The sequence below is a fragment of the Flavobacterium sp. 123 genome (assembly GCF_003634825.1).
In the GTDB taxonomy this organism is placed as follows: Bacteria; Bacteroidota; Bacteroidia; order Flavobacteriales; family Flavobacteriaceae; genus Flavobacterium.
Genome location: NZ_RBXD01000001.1, coordinates 504,083 through 530,562 on the forward strand (window position 1 = coordinate 504,083; position 26,480 = coordinate 530,562).

The 26,480-nt window shown below is 33.4% G+C and carries 20 protein-coding genes; 13 read left to right on the forward strand and 7 right to left on the reverse strand.

What is annotated here, in order from left to right; genetic code table 11:
- The first annotated feature begins 147 nt into the window (after nucleotides 1–147).
- From C8C88_RS02300 to C8C88_RS02320, 5 genes are all read left to right on the forward strand, one after another.
- Nucleotides 148–1,404, forward strand: coding sequence for a voltage-gated chloride channel family protein (locus C8C88_RS02300; protein ID WP_121336587.1), 1,257 nt, complete (start codon nucleotides 148–150; stop codon nucleotides 1,402–1,404).
- 69 nt (nucleotides 1,405–1,473) lie between these two features.
- Nucleotides 1,474–2,478 (forward strand): bifunctional oligoribonuclease/PAP phosphatase NrnA, encoded by a 1,005-nt coding sequence (locus C8C88_RS02305; RefSeq protein ID WP_121336588.1) that lies wholly within the window; start codon nucleotides 1,474–1,476, stop codon nucleotides 2,476–2,478.
- Between the two features lie 4 nt (nucleotides 2,479–2,482).
- Nucleotides 2,483–3,106, forward strand: coding sequence for a gliding motility-associated peptidyl-prolyl isomerase GldI (gene gldI, locus C8C88_RS02310; protein ID WP_121336589.1), 624 nt, complete (start codon nucleotides 2,483–2,485; stop codon nucleotides 3,104–3,106).
- A 10-nt stretch (nucleotides 3,107–3,116) separates the two neighbouring features.
- On the forward strand, nucleotides 3,117–4,241 hold the full coding sequence (locus C8C88_RS02315; RefSeq protein ID WP_121336590.1) for a peptidylprolyl isomerase: 1,125 nt from the start codon (nucleotides 3,117–3,119) through the stop codon (nucleotides 4,239–4,241).
- 34 nt (nucleotides 4,242–4,275) lie between these two features.
- Nucleotides 4,276–5,526, forward strand: coding sequence for a peptidylprolyl isomerase (locus tag C8C88_RS02320; RefSeq protein ID WP_121336591.1), 1,251 nt, complete (start codon nucleotides 4,276–4,278; stop codon nucleotides 5,524–5,526).
- Between the two features lie 77 nt (nucleotides 5,527–5,603).
- Here the strand turns inward: C8C88_RS02320 and C8C88_RS02325 are convergent, their stop codons facing one another.
- Nucleotides 5,604–6,044: a hypothetical protein gene (locus C8C88_RS02325; protein ID WP_121336592.1), complete on the reverse strand. Its 441-nt coding sequence runs from the start codon at nucleotides 6,042–6,044 to the stop codon at nucleotides 5,604–5,606.
- A 131-nt stretch (nucleotides 6,045–6,175) separates the two neighbouring features.
- On the opposite strand from C8C88_RS02325, the gene C8C88_RS02330 reads away from it, so the two are divergent.
- The 5 genes from C8C88_RS02330 (at nucleotide 6,176) to C8C88_RS02350 (ending at nucleotide 12,218) form a co-directional block, all read left to right on the forward strand.
- Entirely contained in the window at nucleotides 6,176–6,823 is a 648-nt protein-coding gene (locus C8C88_RS02330) for an HAD family phosphatase (protein ID WP_121336593.1), read from the forward strand.
- Between the two features lie 190 nt (nucleotides 6,824–7,013).
- A complete protein-coding gene (locus C8C88_RS02335; protein ID WP_121336594.1) occupies nucleotides 7,014–8,063 on the forward strand; it encodes a glycosyltransferase family 9 protein in 1,050 nt (349 codons plus the stop codon).
- Between the two features lie 264 nt (nucleotides 8,064–8,327).
- On the forward strand, nucleotides 8,328–9,737 hold the full coding sequence (locus C8C88_RS02340; RefSeq protein ID WP_121336595.1) for a leucine-rich repeat domain-containing protein: 1,410 nt from the start codon (nucleotides 8,328–8,330) through the stop codon (nucleotides 9,735–9,737).
- Nucleotides 9,734–10,399, forward strand: a complete 666-nt coding sequence (locus C8C88_RS02345) for a CPBP family intramembrane glutamic endopeptidase (RefSeq protein WP_121336596.1) — start codon at nucleotides 9,734–9,736, stop codon at nucleotides 10,397–10,399. The genes C8C88_RS02340 and C8C88_RS02345 overlap by 4 nt, the downstream gene beginning before the upstream one ends.
- 166 nt (nucleotides 10,400–10,565) lie before the next feature.
- On the forward strand, nucleotides 10,566–12,218 hold the full coding sequence (locus C8C88_RS02350; RefSeq protein WP_121336597.1) for a PAS domain S-box protein: 1,653 nt from the start codon (nucleotides 10,566–10,568) through the stop codon (nucleotides 12,216–12,218).
- A 157-nt stretch (nucleotides 12,219–12,375) separates the two neighbouring features.
- Here the strand turns inward: C8C88_RS02350 and C8C88_RS02355 are convergent, their stop codons facing one another.
- From C8C88_RS02355 to C8C88_RS02365, 3 genes are all read right to left on the reverse strand, one after another.
- Complete coding sequence (locus C8C88_RS02355) at nucleotides 12,376–12,972, reverse strand: GNAT family N-acetyltransferase (RefSeq protein WP_199711380.1); 597 nt, start codon at nucleotides 12,970–12,972, stop codon at nucleotides 12,376–12,378.
- 218 nt (nucleotides 12,973–13,190) lie between these two features.
- Nucleotides 13,191–13,550: a hypothetical protein gene (locus C8C88_RS02360; RefSeq protein ID WP_121336599.1), complete on the reverse strand. Its 360-nt coding sequence runs from the start codon at nucleotides 13,548–13,550 to the stop codon at nucleotides 13,191–13,193.
- Nucleotides 13,551–13,608: 58 nt separating this feature from the next.
- Nucleotides 13,609–14,787: an AIR synthase related protein gene (locus tag C8C88_RS02365; RefSeq protein WP_121336600.1), complete on the reverse strand. Its 1,179-nt coding sequence runs from the start codon at nucleotides 14,785–14,787 to the stop codon at nucleotides 13,609–13,611.
- A gap of 389 nt (nucleotides 14,788–15,176) precedes the next feature.
- Between C8C88_RS02365 and C8C88_RS02370 the strand changes: the two genes are divergently transcribed.
- On the forward strand, nucleotides 15,177–15,449 hold the full coding sequence (locus C8C88_RS02370) for a DUF4242 domain-containing protein (RefSeq protein ID WP_121336601.1): 273 nt from the start codon (nucleotides 15,177–15,179) through the stop codon (nucleotides 15,447–15,449).
- A 111-nt stretch (nucleotides 15,450–15,560) separates the two neighbouring features.
- On the opposite strand, the gene C8C88_RS02375 is transcribed toward C8C88_RS02370, so the two are convergent.
- Nucleotides 15,561–17,750, reverse strand: coding sequence for a glutamine synthetase III (locus C8C88_RS02375; RefSeq protein WP_121336602.1), 2,190 nt, complete (start codon nucleotides 17,748–17,750; stop codon nucleotides 15,561–15,563).
- Between the two features lie 266 nt (nucleotides 17,751–18,016).
- Between C8C88_RS02375 and C8C88_RS02380 the strand changes: the two genes are divergently transcribed.
- Complete coding sequence (locus tag C8C88_RS02380; protein ID WP_121336603.1) at nucleotides 18,017–19,030, forward strand: glutamine synthetase beta-grasp domain-containing protein; 1,014 nt, start codon at nucleotides 18,017–18,019, stop codon at nucleotides 19,028–19,030.
- 144 nt (nucleotides 19,031–19,174) lie between these two features.
- Complete coding sequence (locus C8C88_RS02385) at nucleotides 19,175–20,140, forward strand: TerC family protein (protein WP_121336604.1); 966 nt, start codon at nucleotides 19,175–19,177, stop codon at nucleotides 20,138–20,140.
- A gap of 74 nt (nucleotides 20,141–20,214) precedes the next feature.
- Here C8C88_RS02385 and C8C88_RS02390 read toward each other — a convergent pair whose 3' ends face one another.
- A complete protein-coding gene (locus tag C8C88_RS02390) occupies nucleotides 20,215–20,727 on the reverse strand; it encodes a hypothetical protein (RefSeq protein ID WP_121336605.1) in 513 nt (170 codons plus the stop codon).
- Nucleotides 20,728–20,961: 234 nt separating this feature from the next.
- Nucleotides 20,962–26,004, reverse strand: coding sequence for a T9SS type A sorting domain-containing protein (locus tag C8C88_RS02395; RefSeq protein WP_121336606.1), 5,043 nt, complete (start codon nucleotides 26,002–26,004; stop codon nucleotides 20,962–20,964).
- Between the last annotated feature and the right edge of the window lie 476 nt (nucleotides 26,005–26,480).

Here is a 26,480-nt window from a genome sequence, read left to right on the forward strand (position 1 = left end):
CAAACATAAAGCCACAAATTCAAAAATTCTTGAATTTGTGGCTCTTGTTTTTTATAAGTTTACCATAAAATGTTAAAGATTTCATCGTTTTAAACTATTTTTGGAATCGAAACTTACAAAAAGTAAAAAAGCGGTTATTTATATCAAATGAATTCAGAAAAAGCAAAAACAATACTCATTCTACTATTCAAATGGATTTTCATTTGTGTATTGGTTGGTATTTTTTCAGGTTCAGCTTCTGCTTTTTTTTTAGTCAGCTTAGAAAAAGTTACCCAAATTAGAGAGCACAATCAGTGGCTTATTTGGTTCTTACCAATAGGAGGTCTCGCAATAGGATTATTGTACCATTATCTAGGGAACGGAGTCGTAAAAGGCAATAATTTATTATTAGAAGAATACGAGAGTCCTAAAAAACCAATCCCTCTAAAAATGGCTCCATTAGTACTTATTGGCACATTAATCACTCATCTTTTTGGTGGTTCAGCAGGTCGAGAAGGTACCGCAGTACAAATGGGAGGCGCAATATCTGATCAATTTACAAGGATTTTCAAACTAGATAATTCTGACAGAAAATCACTTATCATTATGGGAATAAGTGCTGGTTTTGCATCCGTTTTTGGAACTCCATTAGCTGGTGCATTATTTAGTTTAGAGGTTTTATACTTTAGTAAAATCAATCTGAAAAGTGTTTTTTTATCCTTTTTTACCGCTTATATTGCTTATTTCACCGTTGCCTTTTGGAATGTAAAACATACGCATTATAGTATTCCTATTGTCCCTGAAATATCAATCACTAATTTACTTTTGATTATACCACTTGGAATTGCTTTTGGTTTAGCAGCCATGTTATTTTCTAAAAGCACTCATTTTTGGGCTAAATTATTTTCGAAAATTATTAGCTTTTCACCCTTGCGTCCTTTCATTGGAGGAACCATTTTTGCCATAACTATTTACCTAATTGGTACTACAAAATATATTGGTCTTGGCGTTCCTATGATTGTAGATTCCTTTTCAACACCAAATGCTTCTTATGATTTCTTATTAAAAATTCTCTTTACTGGATTCACCTTAGGAGCTGGATTTAAAGGTGGCGAAGTAACGCCTCTTTTCTTTGTAGGAGCCACTTTAGGAAGCGCATTATCTGTCTTTGTACCGTTGCCAATAGCATTATTAGCTGGAATGGGATTTGTTGCGGTATTTTCAGGAGCTACTCACACACCAATAGCTTGCACTGTAATGGGCATGGAACTTTTCGGGATAGAAAGTGGCGTTTTTATTGGCTTAGCCTGTTTATTTGCTTATTTTTCATCTGGAAATGTGGGGATTTATCATTCCCAAATTGTAAAAGGAGCAAAATATCATTTGTACCAAAAAATCAACCACAAGAAACTCGACCTTTTCTAAGATCGTAAAAACGTGTTAATTATTTAAATGATTTCAACTTTACATTAAAAAAATGTAATTTCGCAAACTATGAAAATACAAGACATTCAAGCGATAAAGTTGTTATTATCAACTCCGAAAAAAATTGCCATAATTCCTCACCGCGGTCCTGACGGAGATGCGATGGGTTCTACCCTAGGTTTGTATCATTTTTTATTAAAAAATAATCACCAACCAACCGTTATTTCTCCAAATGAATTTCCTGATTTTTTAGATTGGATTCCTGGCGCAAATACGGTTAAAATTTTTGAAAAAAACAAAGAAAACTGCACCAAAATTCTAGAAGAAGCAGAGCTAATTTTTACATTAGATTTTAATGCTTTGCATCGTGTAGGAGAAATGGAGCATACACTGGCAAAACTCAAAGTGCCTTTTGTGATGATTGATCATCATGAAAAACCACATGATTATGCCACCTATATGTATTCAGATACTTCGTTTGGATCTACCTGTGAAATGTTGTACAATTTCATTTCATTTCTTGACAAAAAAGAAGATATTGACGAAACAATAGGAACTTGTATTTATACCGGAATTCTAACCGATTCAGGTTCTTTTAGATTTCCAAAAACAACAGGAACAACACATCGAATCATTGCTGATTTGATTGATTTAGGTGTTAAAAATACCGTAATTCCAACTCTCCTTTTTGACAATAGTTCTTTCGGGCGTTTACAATTATTAGGAAGAGCTCTTCAAAATATGAAAGTCATTACGGAACACAAAACGGCCTTTACAACACTTACACAAGATGAACTTGATTCATTTGATCATGTTAAAGGTGATACCGAAGGGATTGTAAACTATGGATTAAGTATAAAAGGAATTATTTTTACTGCTATTTTTATCGAAAATAAAGAAGAAAAAATAATCAAGATTTCGTTTCGTTCTCAAGGTGATTTCAATGTAAATCAATTTGCAAGAGATCATTTTAATGGTGGAGGACATCACAATGCAGCAGGTGGAAAATCAGAAGTTTCAATGGATGAAACAATCGAAAAATTTGAAAATTTAATAAAAACCATAAGCATATAAACCCATGGGATACCGAAAGATTATTACAATCCTTTTTGTTTTAGCGGTAGTTGCTACTAGTTGTAAGCAAAGTCAAGAGGCGCGAAGACCTATTTCGCAGGCTTCAGGTACGTTTATGAAAAAATCAATCGAGCGAAACAAGAAATTAATTGCTGGTGAGGAAGGAAAGATTCAAGCTGTCATAAAAAGAAACTCTAAAACAAAATTCATCGCTTCCGCTAAAGGGTATTGGTATGCCTATTCCATCAAAAACATCAAAGACACCATCACTCCTAAAAAAGGGGATATTGCTTTTTTTGATTATGAGATAAAAGATTTAAAGGGAAATATCATTTATACTAAACAAGAAGTTGGTCCTCAAACGTATTATGTTGACAAACAAAATATCATGATGGGATTGCGTGACGGAATAAAAATAATGCATAAAAAAGAAAAAATAAATTTCCTTTTTACCTCACAAATGGGATATGGATATCATGGTGACGATAAAAAAATTGGTACTAATATGCCTTTATTATGCATCGTTACACTTCGTGATTTCAAGTCTGAAGCTGCCTATAAAAAAGAGCTTGAATTGAAAACCGAAATCACATCTCAAATAAAATCCCAAGATACTATAACACAATAAATATTTAGAAATGAAAAAAAGAATCGTATTCCTATTCGCTATCATTGCTTCACTTTATTCTTGCAAAGAAGAACATAACAATCTTCCTGATGGTCTATATGCTGATATTGAAACAAACAAAGGACACATCATTGTACAATTAGAATATGAAAAAGCGCCAATAACTGTGGCTAACTTTGTGACTTTGGCCGAAGGGAAAAATGAATTTGTAACCAATGAAAATTTAAAAAACAGACCCTTTTTTGATGGTTTAAAATTTCACCGTGTAATCGAAAATTTCATGATTCAAGGTGGTGATCCTCTTGGTACAGGTTCTGGTGATGCAGGATACAAATTCAAAGATGAATTTTCTGATATGCATTTTGACAAAGGTGGCGTTTTAGCAATGGCCAATAACGGTCCTACAACTAACAGCAGCCAGTTTTTCATCACTCACGTTGAAACTCCATGGTTAGATGGAAAACACACTATTTTTGGTCATGTGGTTGAAAAAGGAATGGATGTTGTCAACGCTATTAAGCAAGATGACTACATGGTAAAAGTAACTATTATTCGTAATGGAGACGCTGCAAAAAAGTTTGACGCTGCAAAAACATTCCGTGATTATTTTACTGTAGAAGCTGAAAATCAAAAGAAAAAATCAGCTATTGATGCTGAAAATAAAAGAATTTTTGATGCAAAATACAAAGTTGTTCGCGATCAAAAAGTAGCTTCTCTTTCTGCTTTGAAAGCAAAAGCAACAAAAAGTAAAACTGGTTTACAATACATAATAACTAAAAAAGGAACTGGTAAAAAACCAGCTGTAGGTCAGAACATATTCATTCATTATGCTGGTTTTCTTGAAAACGGAGAATTATTTGATAGCAGCATAGAAAGTGTTTGCCAAGCTTTTGGAACTTATGATGCTAACAGAGCCGCTCAAAAAGGTTACCAACCTATTCCTTTTCAAGCCGGTCGCAAAGACGGAATGATTCCAGGTTTTATAGAAGGATTAGAAAAACTATCTTTTGGAGACAAAGCCGTTTTATTTATTCCATCTAAATTAGGATACGGTGAAGCGGGCGCAGGTGGTGTTATTCCACCAAATGCTAACATCATTTTTGAAGTGGAATTAATTGAAAATCCACAACAATAAAAAAACTATTATTATAGAATTAAATTAAGACCCAATGAAATTTAAATTGCTATTCCTATTGCTTTTCGGAATGTTGAACATTCAGGCTCAAACTACCAAAAAAACAGTACCAGCCAAAAAAACAAGTACAATTACAGCGGTAAAAACTACTGTAAAACCAGCTCTAAAACCAGCTCTAAAACCAGTTGTAAAAGCACCAGCTGCTCTTGAAGGAATTTTTGTAAACCTGTCTACAAACAAAGGAGACATTGTGATTCAATTAGAATACCAAAAAGTTCCTGTTACTGTAGCGAACTTCATCAGTTTAATAGAAGGTACAAACCCATTTGTAACAAATGAAAAACTAAAAGGGAAGCCTTTTTTTGACGGGCTAAAATTCCATAGAGTAATCAAAGATTTCATGATACAAGGAGGAGATCCATCAGGAACTGGTTCTGGCGGTCCAGGTTATGCTTTCAAAGATGAGTTCACGGATTTGAAACATGACAAAGGCGGTATCCTTTCTATGGCAAATTCTGGCCCAGCAACTAACGGAAGTCAATTTTTCATTACACACAAAGAAACACCTTGGTTAAACGGAAAACACACTGTTTTTGGTCATGTTACACAAGGAATGAATGTGGTTAACAGTATTGCACAAGAGGATGTAATTACTAAAATGGTTGTAATCAGAAAAGGAGCTTTAGCAAAAAAATTTGATGCCGTAAAAGTCTTTTCAGATTATTATGCTAACAAAGCGGAAGACGCTAAAAAGCAAGCTTTGATTGATGCAGAAAACAAAGCAAAACAAGCCGCTATTCAAGCAGAAAACAAAAGAATATACTTAGAGAAATACGGACCTGTAGTTAGTGCAAAAGCCGCTTATTTTGCTGCTGAAAAAGCAGGTGCAACAACTACTCCATCGGGACTTATTTACAAAATCACACAAAAAGGAACGGGTGAAAAACCAGTTGATGGTTCTACCTACTATTTTCACTATGCTGGCTATTTTGAAGATGGAACATTGTTTGACAGTAGCTACGAAGAAGTTAATAAAGCTTATGGAAAATACGATGCGAACAGAGCTGCTCAAAATGGATACCAAGCGTTCCCTATTGAAGCAGGAAGAAAAGATGGTATGATTCCTGGTTTTCTAGAAGGATTGAATCTAATGAATTTAGGGGATAAAGCAATTCTTTTTATTCCTTCGAACTTAGCTTATGGTGAGAGAGGAGCTGGCGGTGTTATTCCTCCAAACGCTACTCTTATTTTCGAATTAGAAACCATGAAAGCTGCCTCTAAATAGTAGAAAAAGAAAAAAATATCTTTACTAAAAAACCCGCTAAACATAAATTTAGCGGGTTTTTATTTCTTGTTTTTCAATTATTTTTTTCCGAATTTCCAATCAAATTCGTCTTTCTGATTTATGATTGCACCTATTTCAAATTTAACAACCTCATCAAATTCGGTTTGTAAAATAATCCAATTATCTTCATTAAAATAGTTTTCGAAGGTATCAAATTCTTCTTGAGTAAATTTAGTAATTCCGTTAGCTGCTAGGTCTTTTTTAATATCACCAATTTTTTTACCGATCACTTTTTTTCCAAACAACTCTAAATCTGAACTTGATGCCACAATATATCCTAACCTAAGTTCTTCTTCTTGATAGAAAGTCAAACGCATTTTGAGTTTATTGTAAGAAAAAATAACGTTGTCATCTTCGTCTTTATAATTTCGATCTGGCTTTCCGTAAATAGCACTAACGTCATTTTGTTTCATTCCGAAAAGGAGCTTATCGATTCCGTTTTTAAGGTTGATTTTCATATAGAATTATTTTGGTACAAAGTTCGCAAAGTTTTTTGCAAAAAGCGTTACGTTTTGTATTTAAAAAAAGATTTGATTTTATTCAAAAAAGCAGATATTAGCACTTCTTAAAACAAGCCGTATATTTTTATATGAAAAACATAAAATGCATAATTTTTGATTGTGATGGAGTTTTGGTCGACAGTGAAGCTATAGGCAATAGGGTTTTGTTGAACATGGCTTCAGAACATGGGCTTGAAATGTCACTTGAAGATGCCTATAAAAACTTCAATGGTCGCTCGCTAAAAGACTGCTTTCAACAAATAGAGCTAGCTATAAACAGTACTTTACCTGATGATTTTGAAACAACATATCGCAAAAAAAGTTTTGAAGCATTTAAAATACATTTAAAACCTGTAGAAGGAGTTATAGAATTTATCGACAACCTAAAAATCCCCTATTGTGTTGCTTCTAGCGGCCCTATCGAAAAAATTAATCTTAACTTAAAAACAACTGGACTTTTAGAAAAATTTGAAGATAAAATATTCAGTTCTTATCAAATTAAAAGTTGGAAACCAGAACCAGAAATCTTTTTATATGCCGCTCAAGAAATGGGTATTGCAGTTGAGGACTGTATTGTTATTGAAGATAGCAAAGCAGGAATAATGGCCGCTGTAAAAGGTGGCTTCAAAGTTTTTGGATTAGCAAATCATACCAATCCAAAAGAATTAGAAAATGAAGGAGCCATTGTTTTTCAAAGTTTTCATGAGCTGGCTTCCTTATTAGAAATGAATAATTAATACTAATATTCTATTTGATCTCTTTTAATTCTATCCAATAAGCCCAAATTATTTACATCTAAATTGTACATTTGCCGAATACTTTGCCCAACTATAAGTTCTGTTTAAGTATCTATTTAAAGACAATTCGCCCCCTTTTTTGTTTTTCAAAAAAAGATAAACACCCTAAAAACAACTATTTTTTACAACCATGAGTATCTTAAAAAGCATCAACGTATATAGAAGAAGTATCATGCGCGGTTTAACTAAAAACATAGGCGCTTCTGTAAATCAAAACCGTAATTTACCCGCAAGAGAAGAAATCAAACGCGTTTTAATTTGTAGACCTAATCAACGTTTAGGGAATTTATTATTGATTACACCACTTGTTCAAGAAGTAACAGCTACTTTCCCGGAATGTAAAATTGATTTATTTGTAAAAGGGGGTTTAGCACCTATAATATTTGAGAATTACGACAACATAAATCTTGTTATTGAACTACCAAAAAAGCCTTTCAAAAACTTAATTAACTATTTTAAAGTTTGGATAACAATCAAAAATCAGCATTACGATTTAGTAATTAATGTTGACCAAAATTCTTCGTCTGGACGATTATCGACTCAGTTTGCAAGTGCAAAATATAATTTTTTCGGAGACATTAGTGATGATAACAACATAAAAAACAGCGATTATGATCACATTGCAAAATACCCTATTTATAATTTTAGAAGTTATTTAGCTAAATTAGGATATCCAAAAAATGAAACTCCACTACCGTTTTTAGATCTTAAATTAAAGGATTCAGAAATTGCTGAAGGAAATAAAATTTTAAAAGATATTGTAAAAAATGACACCAAAACAATTTGCATTTTCACTTATGCAACTGGTAATAAATGTTATCCAGAATCTTGGTGGATTCCTTTTTATGAGAAATTAAAAAAAGAATATAGCGCTGATTATAATATCATTGAAGTTTTACCTGTAGAAAACGTTTCTCAAATAGGGTTTCAAGCCCCAACATTTTACAGTAAAGATATTCGCGAAATTGGTGCTGTAATTGCTAATACTGAAATATTCATAGGTGCTGATAGTGGCATTATGCATTTAGCTTCGGCAGTACACACACCTACTGTTGGTCTTTTTTCAGTTTCAAATCTAAAAAAATACCATCCTTATAATCCTAATAGTACCGCAATTGACACTAATCATAGTGATACGGATGAATGCATTAAAGCAATAAATAAAATTCTAGGAAAGTAAGCGGTTATTTCCAACAGAAGATTAACCCATAAAAGAGCACAAGTATAATATACTGATTTTCAGTTGTTATACTCGTGTTTTTTTTTTAATTTAGCTTTAGTTAAGGATTACAAATCCCAACAATCCCCAAATCCAGATTACGATCAATAAAAGATACGGTACTAAATCGCTGTTATCTTAGGTGTTTATATTTTACAAACCTGTTTTATTGGTGAAGAAAACCAAAATGAACATCAGGAATTAAAGAACACAAAACTGAGGATTATGGACACCGATATAAAAAGTGTAAGTAATAAACCGAAACGTACAAACTGGTTGCCTAAAGCGCTCCTTGTCTTGCTTGGGATTTTATTGATTGGGATTTTTTATCAATTTAAAAACGAAAATCGATTTGCTGTTGTTACTTTTTATGGAAATGGAAATGGATCCAATCAATCCAAAAACTATGGTTTAACACAATTTACCGCTACAAAAAATCTCAAATCATCCGTACTTGCAGAAAAAGGAGATCTATTAAGCTACAATGATATCATTCTCCTTTTTGATAAAGCAAAAAAAGATTCCCTTAAAGTAGATGATTCTAACAATTCCTTTGTCTTTGTAAACGGAAAAATAAACAGCATCATCATCTCAGAAAAAGTAGACTTGCTACCTTGGCTTCGCAGTATGGATCCGTACGCTATTTCGGATTTAAAAATGATTCATTTCCAATCAGAAATCAAAAACAACTATATTCCTTATTTAAAAAAAATAGCCCATTTGAAACCAAATACCGCTTTATCATTTGAAGAAAACGATTCTTTGAATGTGATGAAAAGCTATTTGAAAAAATCAGATTTTTTTACACCTGAATTTATTGTTGCACAACTTCCGGAGCGTCAATTGCCTCTATTAGCCCATTGGAAAACAATAAAAAATCTTTACATCAGCGTATCAGACTCTATTATTAGTTATTCTCTACCTGCTATGCCTAATTTGAAACAATGCGTTTTAAGTGGCGTAAACATCAGGTCAATAAATCCGATATTTTTTAACCAAAACAAACAATTAAAAAAACTAAGCATTATAGGTTGTCCAAGAAATTATACTTTTTTAGAACCACTTCCAAATCTCGAGCAACTTGCTATTAGTCAATATGATTGCGAAGATTACACAAACAATCTAGAAACCATTCAGAATAAATTAGCAAATTTATCGGTTCTAATCCTATCGGGAAATCACACTAATATTGATATTCTCTCTAAATATAAAAATTTGCATTGGTTGGGACTTCCAAGTAATACATCCCAAAAAGAATTTGATTCCATAGCTACTCATTTACAAAATTTGCAAGTCCTAGAACTAAAAGGAAGTCCTGCAATCAAAGACTTATCCTATTTGAAAAAACTACCCACACTCAGAGCACTTGTAATTAGAGACACTATAACTGATAAAAAAACTCTTTTAGCGTTAACCGAATTACGTTATTTATCCGTTCCAAAAACAAACATGAAAGACAGTACTTATGTCCATGAATTAGAAAAAGCATTGCCTGGATGTATTCTTGTTCCTAATAGTGGCGCTTGTGTTGGATCTGGTTGGTTGTTGTTATTGATTCCACTAGTGTTTTTATTCAGTGTCGTTTTTAATAAAAAGATTTTAAAAAGGTCCTTCAAAAAAAATTCGAAACTATGAATCCTTCTATTTACATCCGAAACCTATCTCAGCGAGCGCAAAAATCAGCACTTGCAGCTTTGTTATGTAGTGTAGGATTAGCCTTTTTTGCATACTTAAGCGTTTATCCATTTCCAACAAAAGCGATTGCATTAATTCCTCTTCTAATGACTGCATATATTATGAGTCGTAGCATTAGTTCGCCCTTAGCTTCGTTCAGACGTTTATTTCGAAACATTTACACGTTAAAAACATTGCTTTATACTGTTATTGGACTTCAAATGGGAATTGCAGCTGCAATGTATTACAGAGGAGATAACGGAATGACAACACTTCCTGAAGTTTTTAAAAGTTTTGCTTTTTTAGCAGCAACTATTGGAATGCTTGAAGAATTAGTTTTTCGGAGTTTTATTCAAGGAAGGCTTGCAATATTGAATACAAACTTTGCTTTACTTTATACTGCTTTTGCAAATGCAACATATAAAACTTGTTTATTCCTTTCGCCAGTAGCAGAATCCCACATTGATCTAATGCCATTTTTCTTCTGGTCATTTGGTGCTTATGTAGGAATTGGGTTGTTGCGTTATTATTCAAAAAGTATGATTCCTGTGCTTATCCTTCATGCCGTTTTTGATTTACTTGTATATGCAGAAAATAGTAAGGCACCATGGTGGGTTTGGTAACTTAAAAAAATACCTACACCAACTCCCTAATTTCATTTTTATAAAGCAATAAAATATAGTCCGCTTTTACTCAAAATTGAAGATAATTCAGTAACTTTAATAGATATAAGCAACTGTATTCCCGTTTGTTAAATTTATTTATTACTGAATTTAATACCATAAAGCCATGAAAATTTCTTTTGAAACAAAAATATTCTTAGGGTTTATAATTAATATTTTGGTTGTTGTAGCATTGGGATGGATTTTCATTTCAAGAATTGATAAACAAAGAAATGTAACTCTGGATAAAACATTAGATACAATAACTCTTTCGTTATTCATACTTTCAATAATATTATTGGTCATTGTTTATTTTATTATTCGAGCGCAACTTCGGGCAAAAAACTTTTCTCAAAAACAACTTTTAGAGAACAAACAACTCTTACAATCTATTGTAGATAACACTTCGAATCCTATTTTTATTAAAAAATTAAATGGAGAATACCTTTTAATTAATAAAGAATATGAATCCTTGTTTCATCTATCAAGTGATAAAATTATAGGTAAAACAGACCTTGATTTCTTAGCTCCAAAAGTAGCAGAAGCTTCCAGAAACTCTGATATGGAAGTCGTAAAAGTCCTTAAAGAATTAAAAACGGAGGAAATAATTGAACAAGCAGACGGAGTACACACTTACCTAGCAGTAAAATTTCCATTATACGATTCAACAGGAAGAATATATGCAATAGGAGGAATTTCGACAGACATAACCGAAAGAAAAAAAATGGAAGAATCATTTACTGCTTCCGAACAATTTTTTAAAATGTCTACCGAAATGATGATTATTGCATCATTGGATAAATTTATTAAAGTCAACCCTGCAACTACTAAAATATTAGGCTATTCAGAAGAAGAATTATTAAGCCAACCGTTTCTTAATTTTGTATACACCGAGGATAAAGGCAACACCAAACAAGAAGTTGGAAAACTTAAAACGGGAGCCGTGACACAGCAATTTAAAAACCGATACATCTGTAAAGATGGATCCATAAAATGGTTACAATGGTCGACTTTTCCAGAATTATCAACAGGTTTATTATATGCCGTGGCTAGTGATGTAACCCAATTAGTCGAGAACGAAATGTCCTTAAAAGCAGCAGATAATTTTTTCAATATTTCATTAGAAATTATGGCTATTGCCAATAAAGATAAATTTGAAAAAGTAAACCCAACAATGATAAAAACATTAGGATATACTGAGGAGGAATTATTAGGTAATCCTTTCCTTAAATATGTATATCCGGATGATGTTGAAGGCACTGAAAAAGAGATTGAACTCCTTCAGAAAGGAAATGCAACAATCGAATTTCGTAACCGATGGATTTGTAAAGATGGCTCAACAAAATGGCTCAATTGGTCCGCTACTCCTGATATTAACACAGGGCTTTTATATGCTGTAGCACGTGATATTACCGATGTTCTCAAATTAGAAGGAGAACAACAAAAAGCAATTGATGAACTTTATGAGAATGAAGAAAAACTAAGACTTATTGTAGAGAATATTGGCGAAGGTGTTATTGTTGCCAATGCAGACAAAAAAGTAATTTTAGCAAATGATATGGCCAATGCCTTATTTGGCATCGAAGAAGACGATAAAATATCCACCGATTTAACCACGCATTTTGAGCTCTATTTCCCTGACGAAAAAACGGTTTTCCCATCTCAAAATTCACCAATAGAACGCGCATTCAATGGAGAAGCTACAGACGATGTTGACATTATTCTTTGGAACCCTAGTGCTCAAGAAAAAAGAGAGTTCTTATCAGCGGAAGACCTTTAGTGGATCAAAAAAATAATGTAGTAGCTGTTGTAGTTACTATTAAAGACATTAGCAAATACAAACAATTAGAAGAAGAACTACAAGAAAGTCAATCTAAATATCGACAATTAATAGGCTTTAAAAAAGGGGGAGACAGTATTTAGCTCCCCTTTTCTCACTATAATTTTCTTTTCAAATTGTTTTTCACATTTTCAAACCATTCTGTTCTAAGAATACTTAGCACAATACTATCTCTACGAACATTGCTATCTAGCGTAGGCATATGATTTCGGAGGACACCTTCTACAGTACAGCCAATGCTTTTCATAGCCGCAATACTTACTTGATTGTTATTATCTGCACGAAATTCAACACGTTCCATTTCAAGGGTTTCAAAGGCATATTGTAAAAGCAAGAATTTGCAATGCTTGTTTAGCCCAGTTCCTCTGAATTTTTTTCCGTACCAAGTATATCCTAATTGCAAGGTTTTGTATTCAAAATTAATATCGTAAAAACGAGTACTTCCAGCATATTTTCCTGATTTTTTATCAAAAACGATAAAAGGAAATTCTTTTTTGGTCTCTTTTGCTTTTATGGCAAGTTGAATATAATTTTCTAGGTTTTTGCCTCCATCAGCTCTAACTAAAGAGTATTCCCAGGTTTCTGGTTCGTTGATTGAAATTTCTAATAAATTATCGACATCTGTTTGTTCTAATGGGCGCAATAAAACAATGTCGTCTTCAAGAATTGTATTTTGAGATAGGTTTAATTCCATTTGGGGATTCATTTATACAAGCACAAAAACAGTGCTGGTAATTAATTTGTAATTACTGTTTTGTCACAATTAAAGTAAAAAGTCTAAAGTAAAAGGACTAAATTTATGATCCTAGAAGCTGTATTTACACAGATTTTTTACATTAGAATTAGTAGGATAATTACTTTAATTGAAGATTTAAAACATTGAGTTGAGTCAGTGTTTCGGGAAATTATTTTTTATTCATTCATTTCGTCATAACGGACAGGAATTTGTGGATCGTAAAGTGGGCACTTAAATTCTTCCATAGTATCAGCAAGAAGGTTCATCGTTTTTCCTTCGGTTCCGTAACAATCTATTTGTATGCTTTGAGGGGTTGTTTTAACATGAAAAGCTCCTTTTTTTCCTGTGGTGTTTTTCCAACTGCTTTCGTCTACTTTTTCCCAGTTTGAAAACACACTGTTAATTCTGTTAATAATGACATCAACAGGAAGATCCTCTATGCCTTCAACACTTTCTTGTTCTACGAGTGCTTCGTAAACCAAATGGTGATTAAGATAGATTCCTTCTTTATATTTCCAAAAAAGTAATTCGTACATTTAAAAAAATTGAAAAATTAAAAAATTAAAAGATTGAAAATCAGCAAAGGATACTTTTTTAATACTCGAAAGTTCCGTATTCGCTTGTTATGGTCAACTTTTTAGAATTGGCAGCTTCTACTCTACCTACAATTTGTGCATCAACATTAAACGATTTTGAAATAGCAATAATGTCTTGTGCAACAGCTTCAGGAACGTAAATTTCCATACGGTGACCGCAATTGAATACCTGATACATTTCTTTCCAATCCGTTTTAGATTGTTCTTGAATTAACTGGAACAAAGGTGGAACTGGAAACAAATTATCTTTTATTATGTGAAGGTTTTGTACAAAATGCAAAATTTTAGTTTGTGCTCCACCACTACAATGTACCATTCCGTGCACTTCTTTAGAAGTATATTTATCTAAAATTTTCTTGATAATTGGCGCATAAGTTCGTGTTGGCGAAAGTACTAATTGTCCTGCATCAATTGGAGAATTTTTAACTTCATCTGTCAATTTTACTTGTCCAGAATAAATCAAATCTTCTGGTACAGCTGCATCATAACTTTCTGGGTATTTTGTTGCCAAATACTTCCCGAAAACATCATGACGTGCAGATGTTAATCCGTTACTTCCCATTCCTCCATTATAGCTTTTTTCGTAAGTTGCCTGACCAAAAGAAGCCAATCCCACAATAACATCACCAGCTTGAATGTTTGCATTATCAATGACATCACTACGTTTCATTCGAGCCGTAACCGTTGAGTCAACAATAATAGTTCTAACAATATCCCCTACATCAGCAGTTTCACCGCCTGTAGAATGTATCGTTACTCCAAAAGAGTCTAATTCTTTGATTAATTCTTCTGTTCCATTAATGATTGCTGAAATAACTTCGGCTGGAATCAGATTTTTATTTCGTCCAATTGTTGAAGAAAGCAAAATATTATCTGTAGCTCCTACACACAATAAATCATCAATATTCATAATTAAAGCATCTTGTGCAATGCCTTTCCAAACAGAAATATCAGCTGTTTCTTTCCAATACATGTATGCCAAAGAGGATTTAGTTCCAGCTCCATCAGCATGCATGATTAAGCAATAATCTGTATCCTGAGTCAAATAATCAGGAACAATTTTACAAAATGCTTGAGGAAACAATCCTTTATCTATATTTTTTATAGCATTGTGCACATCTTCTTTCGATGCTGAAACACCACGCTGTGCGTATCTTTTTGAAGTATCTGAACTCATGTAAGGTAGTTGTGTAATCTGCTTTTGAGCAAATAAATTTTTGGGGCAAATATAATTATTTTTTTTGGGTTTTGCCTATTGGCTTTCTAAGTGTTTTGTTAAATCCGCAATCTTCAAATTGAAAATAGATTTATTTTATTAAATTTACATCAATGTTTTGTAAATCAATTATTTAAAAAATGATAGAATATATACAAATTGTTTATCACAATAAATTTTAGGCTAAATTACACCTTCATTTTTATCAAAATTTAGCTTAAAACCTATTAAAAAACGAAACAAATTTCAAATTCATAATTTAAAGTAGAAAAGTGGAAACCAGAGACCACTATAAAAAACGGGGCATTACCGAAAAGCCATAAGAGTAGGAAACTAAAAACCTTAACATCATGCCTAAATATGTAATTGAAAGAGAGATTCCCGGTGCTGGTAAATTTAATAGTGAACAATTAAAAACCATTTCACAAACATCTTGTGATGTACTAGGAAAAATGGGACCAAAAATTCAATGGGTTAACAGTCAGGTAACTGCTAATAAAATCTATTGTACTTATATTGCTCCAAATGAGCAAATGATTCGAGATCACGCTCAGCTAGGCGGATTTCCCGCAAATTCAATAAATCAAGTAATTGAAACTATTGACCCTACAACGGCAGAATAAACCATGAGTTACTCCTAATAAGTCCATTTTGTGTCAACTTATTTTAAAACGAGACAAAAAAAAGCCTATCCAAAAAAGATAGGCTTTTATAATTACGTAAAGTTGTAATCGTTATTTAGTAAACAACAATTCTCGATATTTAGTTAAAGTCCAATATTCATTATCCACTAGTAATTCCAGTTTATCACAGTGATTTCTAATGATTTCAAAATATGGTTTTACTTTATTGCAATATGCTTCTGCCATTTCTTGTGCATCAGTCAAATGATTTGCTAGTTTTCTTTCTTCGGTCATGGCTTCAACTTTAGAATTGATTCCTTCGATATGACCTGAAATATCTTTAATCAAGTTAATTTGCTCTTTAGCAAGAACTTTAAATTCGTCTCCAAAAATATCTTTTAAGCCTTTTACATTCTCTATCAGGGTATTTTGATAACGAATAGCCGTTGGAATTACATGATTTTTCGAAATATCTCCTAAAACTCTACCTTCAATTTGAATTTTCTTAGTGTACTCTTCTAGTTCTATTTCATAACGAGCTTCAACCTCAATATGATTCATAATTCCTAATTCAGAGAACAAATCTAATGCTTGTTTTGAGGCTCTGGCTTTCAATGCTTCAGGAGTAGTTTTGAAATTACTTAATCCTCTTTTAGCAGCTTCTATTTCCCAAGCTTCGCTATAACCGTCTCCTTCAAAAAGAATTTTTTTAGATTGTTTGATATACTCTCTTAATACATTAAAGATAGCATCGTCTTTCTTCATGTCTTTAGAATCAATCAAATCATCGACTTCAATTTTGAAAGCTCTCAATTGTTTTGCAACAATAGCATTCAAAGTAGTCATTGCATTTGAACAGTTTGCAGAAGAACCTACAGCTCTAAACTCAAATTTATTTCCTGTAAAAGCAAATGGCGAAGTTCTATTTCTATCTGTATTATCAAGCAAAACGTCTGGAATTTTACCAACAACGTTTAATTTCAAATCTGTTTTTTCTTCAGGAGATAATTTTCCAGAAGTTACCCCTTCTAATTCAGCCAAAACTTTAGTCAGCTGCTCTCCAATAAATACAGAAATAATTGCAGGTGGCGCTTCATTCGCACCTAATCTGTGATCATTACTTGCAGTTGCAATAGAAGCTCTTAATAAGGATTCATTATCATTAACCGCTTTTATAGTATTGATAAAGAAAGTCAAAAACTGCAAATTGCTCATCGGCGTTTTACTTGGACTCAACAAGTTAACTCCTGTATCTGTAGCTAATGACCAGTTATTATGCTTACCAGAACCGTTTACTCCTTTAAAAGGTTTTTCATGGAATAATACTTTGAAATTGTGACGTTCAGCCACTTTTTCCATAACATCCATTAACAAACAGTTATGATCTACTGCTAAATTTGTTTCTTCAAAGATAGGAGCCAACTCAAATTGATTTGGAGCTACTTCATTATGGCGTGTTTTAACAGGTATTCCTAACAACATACATTCTTGCTCTAAATCCCTCATGTAAGTCAAAGCACGCGTAGGAATAGAACCAAAATAATGATCGTCTAATTGTTGCCCTTTGGCAGAAGTATGCCCTAGTAAAGTTCTTCCAGTCATCATAAGATCTGGGCGAGATCTAGCTAAAGACCTATCAACCAGGAAGTATTCTTGTTCCCAACCTAATGTTGCAGTTACCTTTTTAACATTTTTATCAAAATATTTACAAACTTCTGTAGCCGCATCATCCATAACTGATAAAGCTCTCAATAATGGAATTTTATTGTCTAAAGCTTCTCCTGTATAAGAAATGAAAACTGTTGGAATGCATAAAGTTGTTCCATATATAAATGCTGGCGATGTAGGATCCCAAGCTGTATATCCTCTTGCTTCAAATGTATTTCGGATACCTCCATTTGGAAAACTTGACGCATCTGGTTCTTGTTGCACCAATTGTGCCCCTCCAAATTTTTCAACCGGATCACTTCCATCATAAGATGTTTCAAAAAAAGCATCATGTTTTTCAGCTGTTGTTCCAGTAAGTGGTTGAAACCAATGTGTATAATGTGTTACTCCTTTAGATAAGGCCCACTCTTTCATCCCCATCGCGATATAATCCGCTAACTTTCTGTCTATTTTAGTTCCATTCTGAACTGCACCCTGTACTCCCTTAAAAGCATCTGAAGTTAAATATTGCTTCATTGCCTTTTCATTAAAAACATTCGAACCAAAAATAGATGATTTTCTATCTGATTCTTCAAATTTAAACGGCTCTCTTGTGGAAGCTTCTCGCAAAGCTTGAAAACGTAATGTTGACATTTTAGACAAATTTTAAGTTGTTAATAATTGATTTTATTACAAATAACAAATATAAACAATAAAAAACAATTAAAATAAGCGCTAACAATTATGGAATTAATTTTTAATGACAGCTAAAATTATCATTTTTTAAATATACCCCCCTATAAAATACGCTTATGTGAAAAATAAAGTCTTAAGTCACAAAAATCACCCCCTGATTTTTACCAACGAAAAAATTATTTTACATTTGTAACCAGATAAATAAAGAATAAATATATAATATTATGGCTAAAATAAAATTAGAATACCTTTGGTTAGATGGTTACGAACCAACACAAAATCTTAGAAGTAAAACTAAAGTTGAAGAACACGAAAATTTTCAAGGTACTTTAGAAGAAATCGGAAACTGGTCATTTGATGGTTCATCAACTAGACAAGCAGAAGGTGGTTCATCAGATTGTTTATTAGTACCAGTTGCTATTTATCCAGATCCAACACGTATCAACGGATATTTAGTAATGACTGAAGTTATGAATGCAGATGGAACGCCTCACTCTTCTAATGGTAGATCTACTATTGATGATGATGGAGATTTTTGGTTCGGTTTTGAACAAGAATATTTCATTATGGACAACCATACATTATTGCCTTTAGGATTCCCTATCGGTGGTTACCCTGCTCCACAAGGTATGTACTACTGTTCAGTAGGTGGAAAAAACACTCACGGTAGAGATATCGTTGAAGAGCATGCAGATTTATGTATTGCTGCAGGTATCAACTTTGAAGGTATTAATCAAGAAGTTGCTTGTGGTCAATGGGAATTCCAATTGTTTGCAAAAGGAGCTAAAAAAGCAGGTGACGAAATCTGGGTTGCTAGATACTTATTAGATCGTCTATCTGAAAAATATAACTGTTTTATTGAATATCACCCAAAACCTCTTGGAGATACTGACTGGAATGGTTCAGGAATGCACGCTAACTTCTCAAATGAAGTATTAAGAACATGTGGTTCTAAAGAAACATACGAAAAAATATGTGAAGCTTTCAGACCAGTTACTAAAGAGCATATTGCTGTTTACGGAGCTTACAATGAGTTACGTTTAACTGGTAAACACGAAACTGCTTCTATCAATGATTTCTCTTATGGAGTATCTGATAGAGGATGTTCAATCCGTATTCCTTTAATGACTGTTCAAAAAGGATGGAAAGGATGGTTAGAAGACAGAAGACCAGCTTCTAATGGTGATCCATACAAAATTGCAGCAAGAATTATAAAAACTGTTAAATCAGCATTGTAATCCACTCTATTTATACTAAAAAGTGCCATTGTAATTAATGGCACTTTTTTTTGCTCTAAAAAACCCGACTTTTATCCCCAATAAATTTAGAAGTTAAATAATCAAAAAGTATCTTTACAAACCATTAATTTAATCACTTAAAATATGATTGTCTGGATATGTTTCTTAATAGCAATTTTTATATTCCTAGCACTTGACTTAGGTGTTTTCAACAAAACACCACATATAATAAGCTCTAAAGAAGCCGGAAAATGGACTTTTATCTGGGTTACGCTATCATTTCTTTTTTCTGGAGTTATTTATTGGTTGTATAGTAACAACTATATTGCTAATCCTGACGCTTTAAAACCAACTACGGCCGCTATAAAATTTATTACCGGTTATTTAATTGAATTATCGCTGAGTGTCGATAATATATTTGTAATAGCCATCATTTTTTCTGCTTTCAAAATACCACAAAAATACCAACATCGCGTGCTATTTTGGGGAATTCTAGGAGCAATTATATTTAGAGGATTAATGATCTTTTTTGGTGTTTTACTTATTAATAAGTTTACTTGGACTACCTATATTTTTGGTGCTTTTTTAATTTACACAGCGTTAAAAATGCTAATGAATGGGGAAGATGACAAATTTGAACCCAAAAAATCATTTGTCTATAAAAGTCTGAAAAAATTCATGCCTATTTCCAATCATATAGACCAAGAACATTTTTTTGTAAAAAGACGCCATATCACCGCGGCCACACCTCTTTTTGTAGCATTAGTTGTTATTGAAGTAATGGATGTAATCTTTGCAATTGATAGTGTTCCTGCCATTTTAGCCATTACAAACGATCCTTTTTTAGTTTTCAGTTCTAATATTTTTGCCATTTTAGGATTACGTTCTATGTATTTCTTTTTAGCAAACATGCTAGCAAGATTCAATTATTTAGAGTACAGCCTTATTGCAATATTAAGCTTTGTTGGACTCAAAATGCTACTACATGATTTTATAGAAATTCCTGAATGGGCTTCATTAGCATTTATTGCTACTGCTCTTTTAATTGGAATTATTGTTTCTTTAAAACTAAATAAAGAAGTAGAAGAAATGGAAGAAGAAACGAATTAACATTTGGTTTATTAAAAAAATAAAAAGGCTGTCAAAATAATTTTGACAGCCTTTTTAATAATAGTGCTAAAGATTTAGTTCAAAACTTTAACTTTAGAATCATCAATACCATAAGCACTTATTACTGCATTGTAATCTGAAAATTTAACTTTACTAACCAATTTATTTGTTAGATATCCTGGAATAATTACAATTCTAAAAGTTTGATTAGATCTGTATTGGTCCAAAACTGATTGTAAATCATTACCAACCATATAAATATTCACATCATTCATAGTAAAATCAAAGTGATACGCAAAATCAAGTGTTCCATCTGAAAAATAATAACTTTCTGGCAACAACTTCCAGACATCCTGACCTTGGAAAATTCCAGATAATCTATATACTAAAACCATATCCGAGGGATAGATAGCAGGTACAAGATCAACTCCTCTCGAATAAGCATTTAGTGAATTAAAGGAAACGCTATTAACTTCAAATACTTCACTAATTGTATCATTGTCAACATAAGCCGTAGTATCATTTGTTGTGCAACCTTGTAAACTGAAGATTCCAACAATCGCTAAAAGTATAGTTATTCTTTTCATAATATAAAGTGTTTAAGTTTAATGTGCTTACCCAAAAACCAAACCAAAAAATATTTTCACTAAAAATTATTTTCCTTTTTGGGAACAAAACACACTCAAAACCCAGCAAATATCTGGCAATTGACCCTTATAAAATATTTTTATTTTTTTTTAAATTTTAATGTTTAAAAAAATAAATACTAAAAAAGCACCTGTTAAAAACAGATGCTTTTTTATTTAGATTACTTCATAAATTTATCTTGAAGACAACACTTTTTTAACGGTGCTTCCTTGATTAGTAGTTAATTTGACAACATAAACTTGGCTTGAACCTTTGTTTACATTTAAGTTTAACGAAATTTCTTTATTCAAATAACCATCTGGATCTATTTTAGAGAATACCAAAATACCTCTTGAATTGAATACTTCAATTTTCACACTTGACATGTAATTAAAATTATATCTAAGTGTAAGAACATCTCTAAAAGGAACTGGGTAAGCACTAAAACCAGCTTTTTCTGTAGTAACCTCTGAAGTTTTAACATCAGGAGCGACTGTTTTAGTTGTTGTGGTTGTAGTTGCAACCTTAGATGTTGTCAAAATAGTATTAGTTAATACTGGACATGAAAGTCTTCCTACATTATACCCTATGAATATTCGACAACCATCGAAAGCATTATTGATTTTATCAACAACATCAGTCAAATCAGCAAGTGAAACCCCTACTGAATCTCCTCCTAATGCTTTATTAGCCAAATCAAATAATCCTCGAACTGTTTTATTAGATAAAGCATTTACAACACTAGATTTAATATCAAAATATCCATAATCATTATTAACGGATCCATCTGGATTACATTCTCTTACCAAAGGAATTGTTGATCCACAACCACCCTCTGGAGCTGCTGTTGCTAATTCACCTCCTTGCAAAGCAAAATTACCGAGTTGTTCACTTATACCTAGATTAAGTCCTAAAGTAATAGTTTGTGCTAACAATGAATTATTAATTACTCCTTTTTTCAAATAATTTGGTGGCAAATCATTGATTGAAAAATTTCCTGTCATAAGTGATTTACTATTTCCACCTCCTGGCAACACCTTAATAACTGCAGTAATATCTATTTCAGTTTTTGACACTACTACGGAACGACCTAAAGAACCAATTCGCATAACATCACTAGGATATGCATCCAAAGCCATTTCGATAAGTTCTCTTGTAGTATGTGATCCATTATTCGCACATGAAATACCTCCTTCATTTCCATAATATCCCTGTGTATACGTACAATTTAGCTCACAAAGAATTAAACCAACATTAATTTCTTTGCTCAACTCACAATCATTGAAATCTTTGACTAAAACGGTATGAAGTCCAGAGCTAAGATTAGAGAAAGTATATGGAGATGTTTGCTCTGTCAAAGTACCACCATCAATACTTACACGATAAACACCTGTTCCTCCAGAAAAAGTAGCTTCTATACTACCACTATCTGTTCCTTCGCAAGTTTCAGGTTGTGAAGTTAAACTAAGTTCAACTACCGCTGGAATGGTAACTTCTACTGTTCCTGTTTTGGTACAACCGTTTTCATCTCGAACTATCCAATTGTAAGTTCCTGCAGTAAGTCCAGTAAAAATTCCTGAGCTAACATAGTTCGATCCATTGTCTTTTGAATACTCCAAATCTCCTGTTCCGCCTGAAGCGGTGATGGTGAAACCTGTATTGGCTACGCCAAAACATAACGGATTATTTGCCACTGCCGAAGCAGTAATTTCATCTGGAATGGTAACTTCTACTGTTCCCGTTTTGGTACAACCGTTTTCATCTCGAACTACCCAATTGTAAGTTCCTGCAGTAAGTCCAGTGAAAACTCCTGAACTAACATAGTTTGCGCCATTGTCTTTTGAATATTCTAAATCTCCTGTTCCGCCTGATGCTGTAATGGTAAAACCAGTATTGGCTACGCCAAAACACAACGGATTATTTGCCGCTGCCGAAGCAGTAATTGCATCTGGAATGGTGACTTCTACTGTTCCTGTTTTGGTACAACCGTTTTCATCTCGAACTACCCAATTATAAGTTCCTGCGGTAAGTCCAGTGAAAACGCCTGAGCTAACATAGTTCGCTCCATTATCTTTTGAATATTCTAAATCTCCTGTTCCACCTGAAGCTGTAATGGTAAAACCAGTATTGGCAACGCCAAAACACAACGGATTATTTGCCTGAGCTGAAGCAGTAATTGCATCTGGAATGGTAACTTCTACTGTTCCCGTTTTGGTACAACCGTTTTCATCTCGAACTACCCAATTGTAAGTTCCTGCAGTAAGTCCAGTGAAAACTCCTGAACTAACATAGTTTGCGCCATTGTCTTTTGAATATTCTAAATCTCCTGTTCCGCCTGATGCTGTAATGGTAAAACCAGTATTGGCTACGCCAAAACACAACGGATTATTTGCCGCTGCCGAAGCAGTAATTGCATCTGGAATGGTGACTTCTACTGTTCCTGTTTTGGTACAACCGTTTTCATCTCGAACTATCCAATTGTAAGTTCCTGCAGTAAGTCCAGTAAAAATTCCTGAGCTAACATAGTTCGATCCATTGTCTTTTGAATACTCCAAATCTCCTGTTCCGCCTGAAGCTGTAATGGTAAAACCAGTATTGGCAACGCCAAAACACAACGGATTATTTGCCTGAGCTGAAGCAGTAATTGCATCTGGAATGGTGACTTCTACTGTTCCTGTTTTGGTACAACCGTTTTCATCTCGAACTACCCAATTGTAAGTTCCTGCAGTAAGTCCAGTGAAAACTCCTGAACTAACATAGTTTGCGCCATTGTCTTTTGAATATTCTAAATCTCCTGTTCCGCCTGATGCTGTAATGGTAAAACCAGTATTGGCTACGCCAAAACACAACGGATTATTTGCCGCTGCCGAAGCAGTAATTGCATCTGGAATGGTGACTTCTACTGTTCCTGTTTTGGTACAACCGTTTTCATCTCGAACTACCCAATTATAAGTTCCTGCGGTAAGTCCAGTGAAAACGCCTGAGCTAACATAGTTCGCTCCATTATCTTTTGAATATTCTAAATCTCCTGTTCCACCTGAAGCTGTAATGGTAAAACCAGTATTGGCAACGCCAAAACACAACGGATTATTTGCCTGAGCTGAAGCAGTAATTGCATCTGGAATGGTAACTTCTACTGTTCCCGTTTTGGTACAACCGTTTTCATCTCGAACTACCCAATTGTAAGTTCCTGCAGTAAGTCCAGTGAAAACTCCTGAACTAACATAGTTTGCGCCATTGTCTTTTGAATATTCTAAATCTCCTGTTCCGCCTGATGCTGTAATGGTAAAACCAGTATTGGCTACGCCAAAACACAACGGATTATTTGCCGCTGCCGAAGCAGTAATTGCATCTGGAATGGTGACTTCTACTGTTCCTGTTTTGGTACAACCGTTTTCATCTCGAACTACCCAATTATAAGTTCCTGCGGTAAGTCCAGTGAAAACGCCTGAGCTAACATAGTTCGCTCCATTATCTTTTGAATATTCTAAATCTCCTGTTCCACCTGAAGCTGTAATGGTAAAACCAGTATTGGCAACGCCAAAACACAACGGATTATTTGCCTGAGCTGAAGCAGTAATTGCATCTGGAATGGTGACTTCTACTGTTCCTGTTTTGGTACAACCGTTTTCATCTCGAACTACCCAATTGTAAGTTCCTGCAGTAAGTCCAGTGAAAACTCCTGAACTAACATAGTTTGCGCCATTGTCTTTTGAATATTCTAAATCTCCTGTTCCGCCTGATGCTGTAATGGTAAAACCAGTATTGGCTACGCCAAAACACAACGGATTATTTGCCACTGCCGAAGCGGTAATTGCACTAGGTTGAGTTATTTCTTTTGTCACACTTGCTGTACATCCTTTACTATCTGTTACTATTACAGTGTAAAACCCTGGAGCTAATACTGTTCTATCTTCCGAATCAATAGTTCCTACAACATCAGCCCAATCATAAGTATAAGGACCTATTCCTCCGCTTGCTGTTACATTTATCGAACCATTATTGGCACCATTACAAGTTACATTAACTACAACTCCATCAATTGTTGGTAGTGCATTTACAACCCTTGTTACCTGAGTTCTTGGTCCCTCACAACCACCAACACTACAACTTACCCAGTAACTAGTTGTTCCTGTAATGCTAACATTATATGTAGCACCAGTATAAACAAGATTTCCATTTGTAGCAGCATCATACCACTTAAGTTCAGTACCCTCTCCACTACATCCAGTAGCCGTAAAACTTACTGGCCCAGAACCACATCGTTCTCCTGTTGTAGCAACTGGTGCGCTTGGTACATTATTTAATTGTCCATTAGCAAAGTCTACTAATATTGAAGATAATGATTGTGATTCTCTGGTTTCAAAAAGAAATGTAGTTGTACATGGATCAAGAGTTATTTCAGCAATCTTAAGATCAATAAATCCTTCAAAAAAAGAATTTGCAGGATACACATCTGCAACACCACTTTTAGGAACATAATTCCAATCTGTTGGTGATGTTGGAGCTGCGACATCTGCAGTATTTACTATTGTATAAAGGCTAGCTATATCTAAGGCAATAGGGGTTGTGTTTAAAGCTCCATTTTCCCAACGATACGCTTTTCTATCATCAACAGAACCTCCATTAACAAAATGGCTCACAATTAAAACATCTCCATCTTGATGAACCCCAGAAAAAGGATCACCAGACCCAGAAGTTCCTGTACCCGAAGGAGACACTTTGTTTTGTAATATCCATATTCCTATAGCCGCATCGCCTGAATTAGAAAATCTATCGGCAAAGAAATACAATTTGTCACCTGATAAATACGCTCCTGCATTTTGGATATCCATTTTATCATTTTGCTGACCTTGTTTCCATTTCCAACTTGAAAAATCGTTACCGTCTTTTGTTGTTCCTCCTGTATAACCACCATCATTTGAGGAATTTACAAGATCAAAAATATGAACCCTATTAGCTCCTGGCACATCAACATAATTAGGCCAGTCAACAGGACTCCCATCAGTAACAACAGGTTGTGCCCAAGAAATAGTTCCATACAAAAACAATGCAATTCCTATAAAAAAATGGAAGAAATTACGTTTGCTCCTATCTAGAACTTCTAGACAATAAATTGTTTTTTTTGTTTCAGAATTAAAAATATCTGATTTAGAAATCGTTTTTTGGAATGAGAAAGAATTTTTAAAAACCCTTAATATTTGTTCCAAAAGCTGCGAAAAAGTACTGTTTTTCATAATAATAGTATTTTAAAAATACCATTAATTAGAGGGAATAAAAAAGTTTACAGACCCGGGGCGAGGCAAATTTTAAGAAAAACCTATAAACCATCTTCAAGATATTCTTGAAGTAAAATGTCAAAAACCTTTATTACAAAGATTTTTCAGTCAAACAACTGACAATAAATAACTTAAATATCAACATAATAAAATTAATTAATAAAATTCAATTTGATTTACAAATAGCAACATACTCGACAACATTCGTATTTAATCGACAAAGCGCACCTGTAAAAAACTACAACCGTTTAATTTACAAATAGTTATATTTCATTTAAATTACACTTTATAATAATGATGGTACTACAAGGCTAATTTCTGTTTAAATTTTTTTTTAATCTGCAAAAGGTTTGTTAGTTTCTAATTGCTAAGAAGTCGCACACTTTTTTTAATTATAATTTATCGACCTATTCTTATTTACCCCAAATACATAT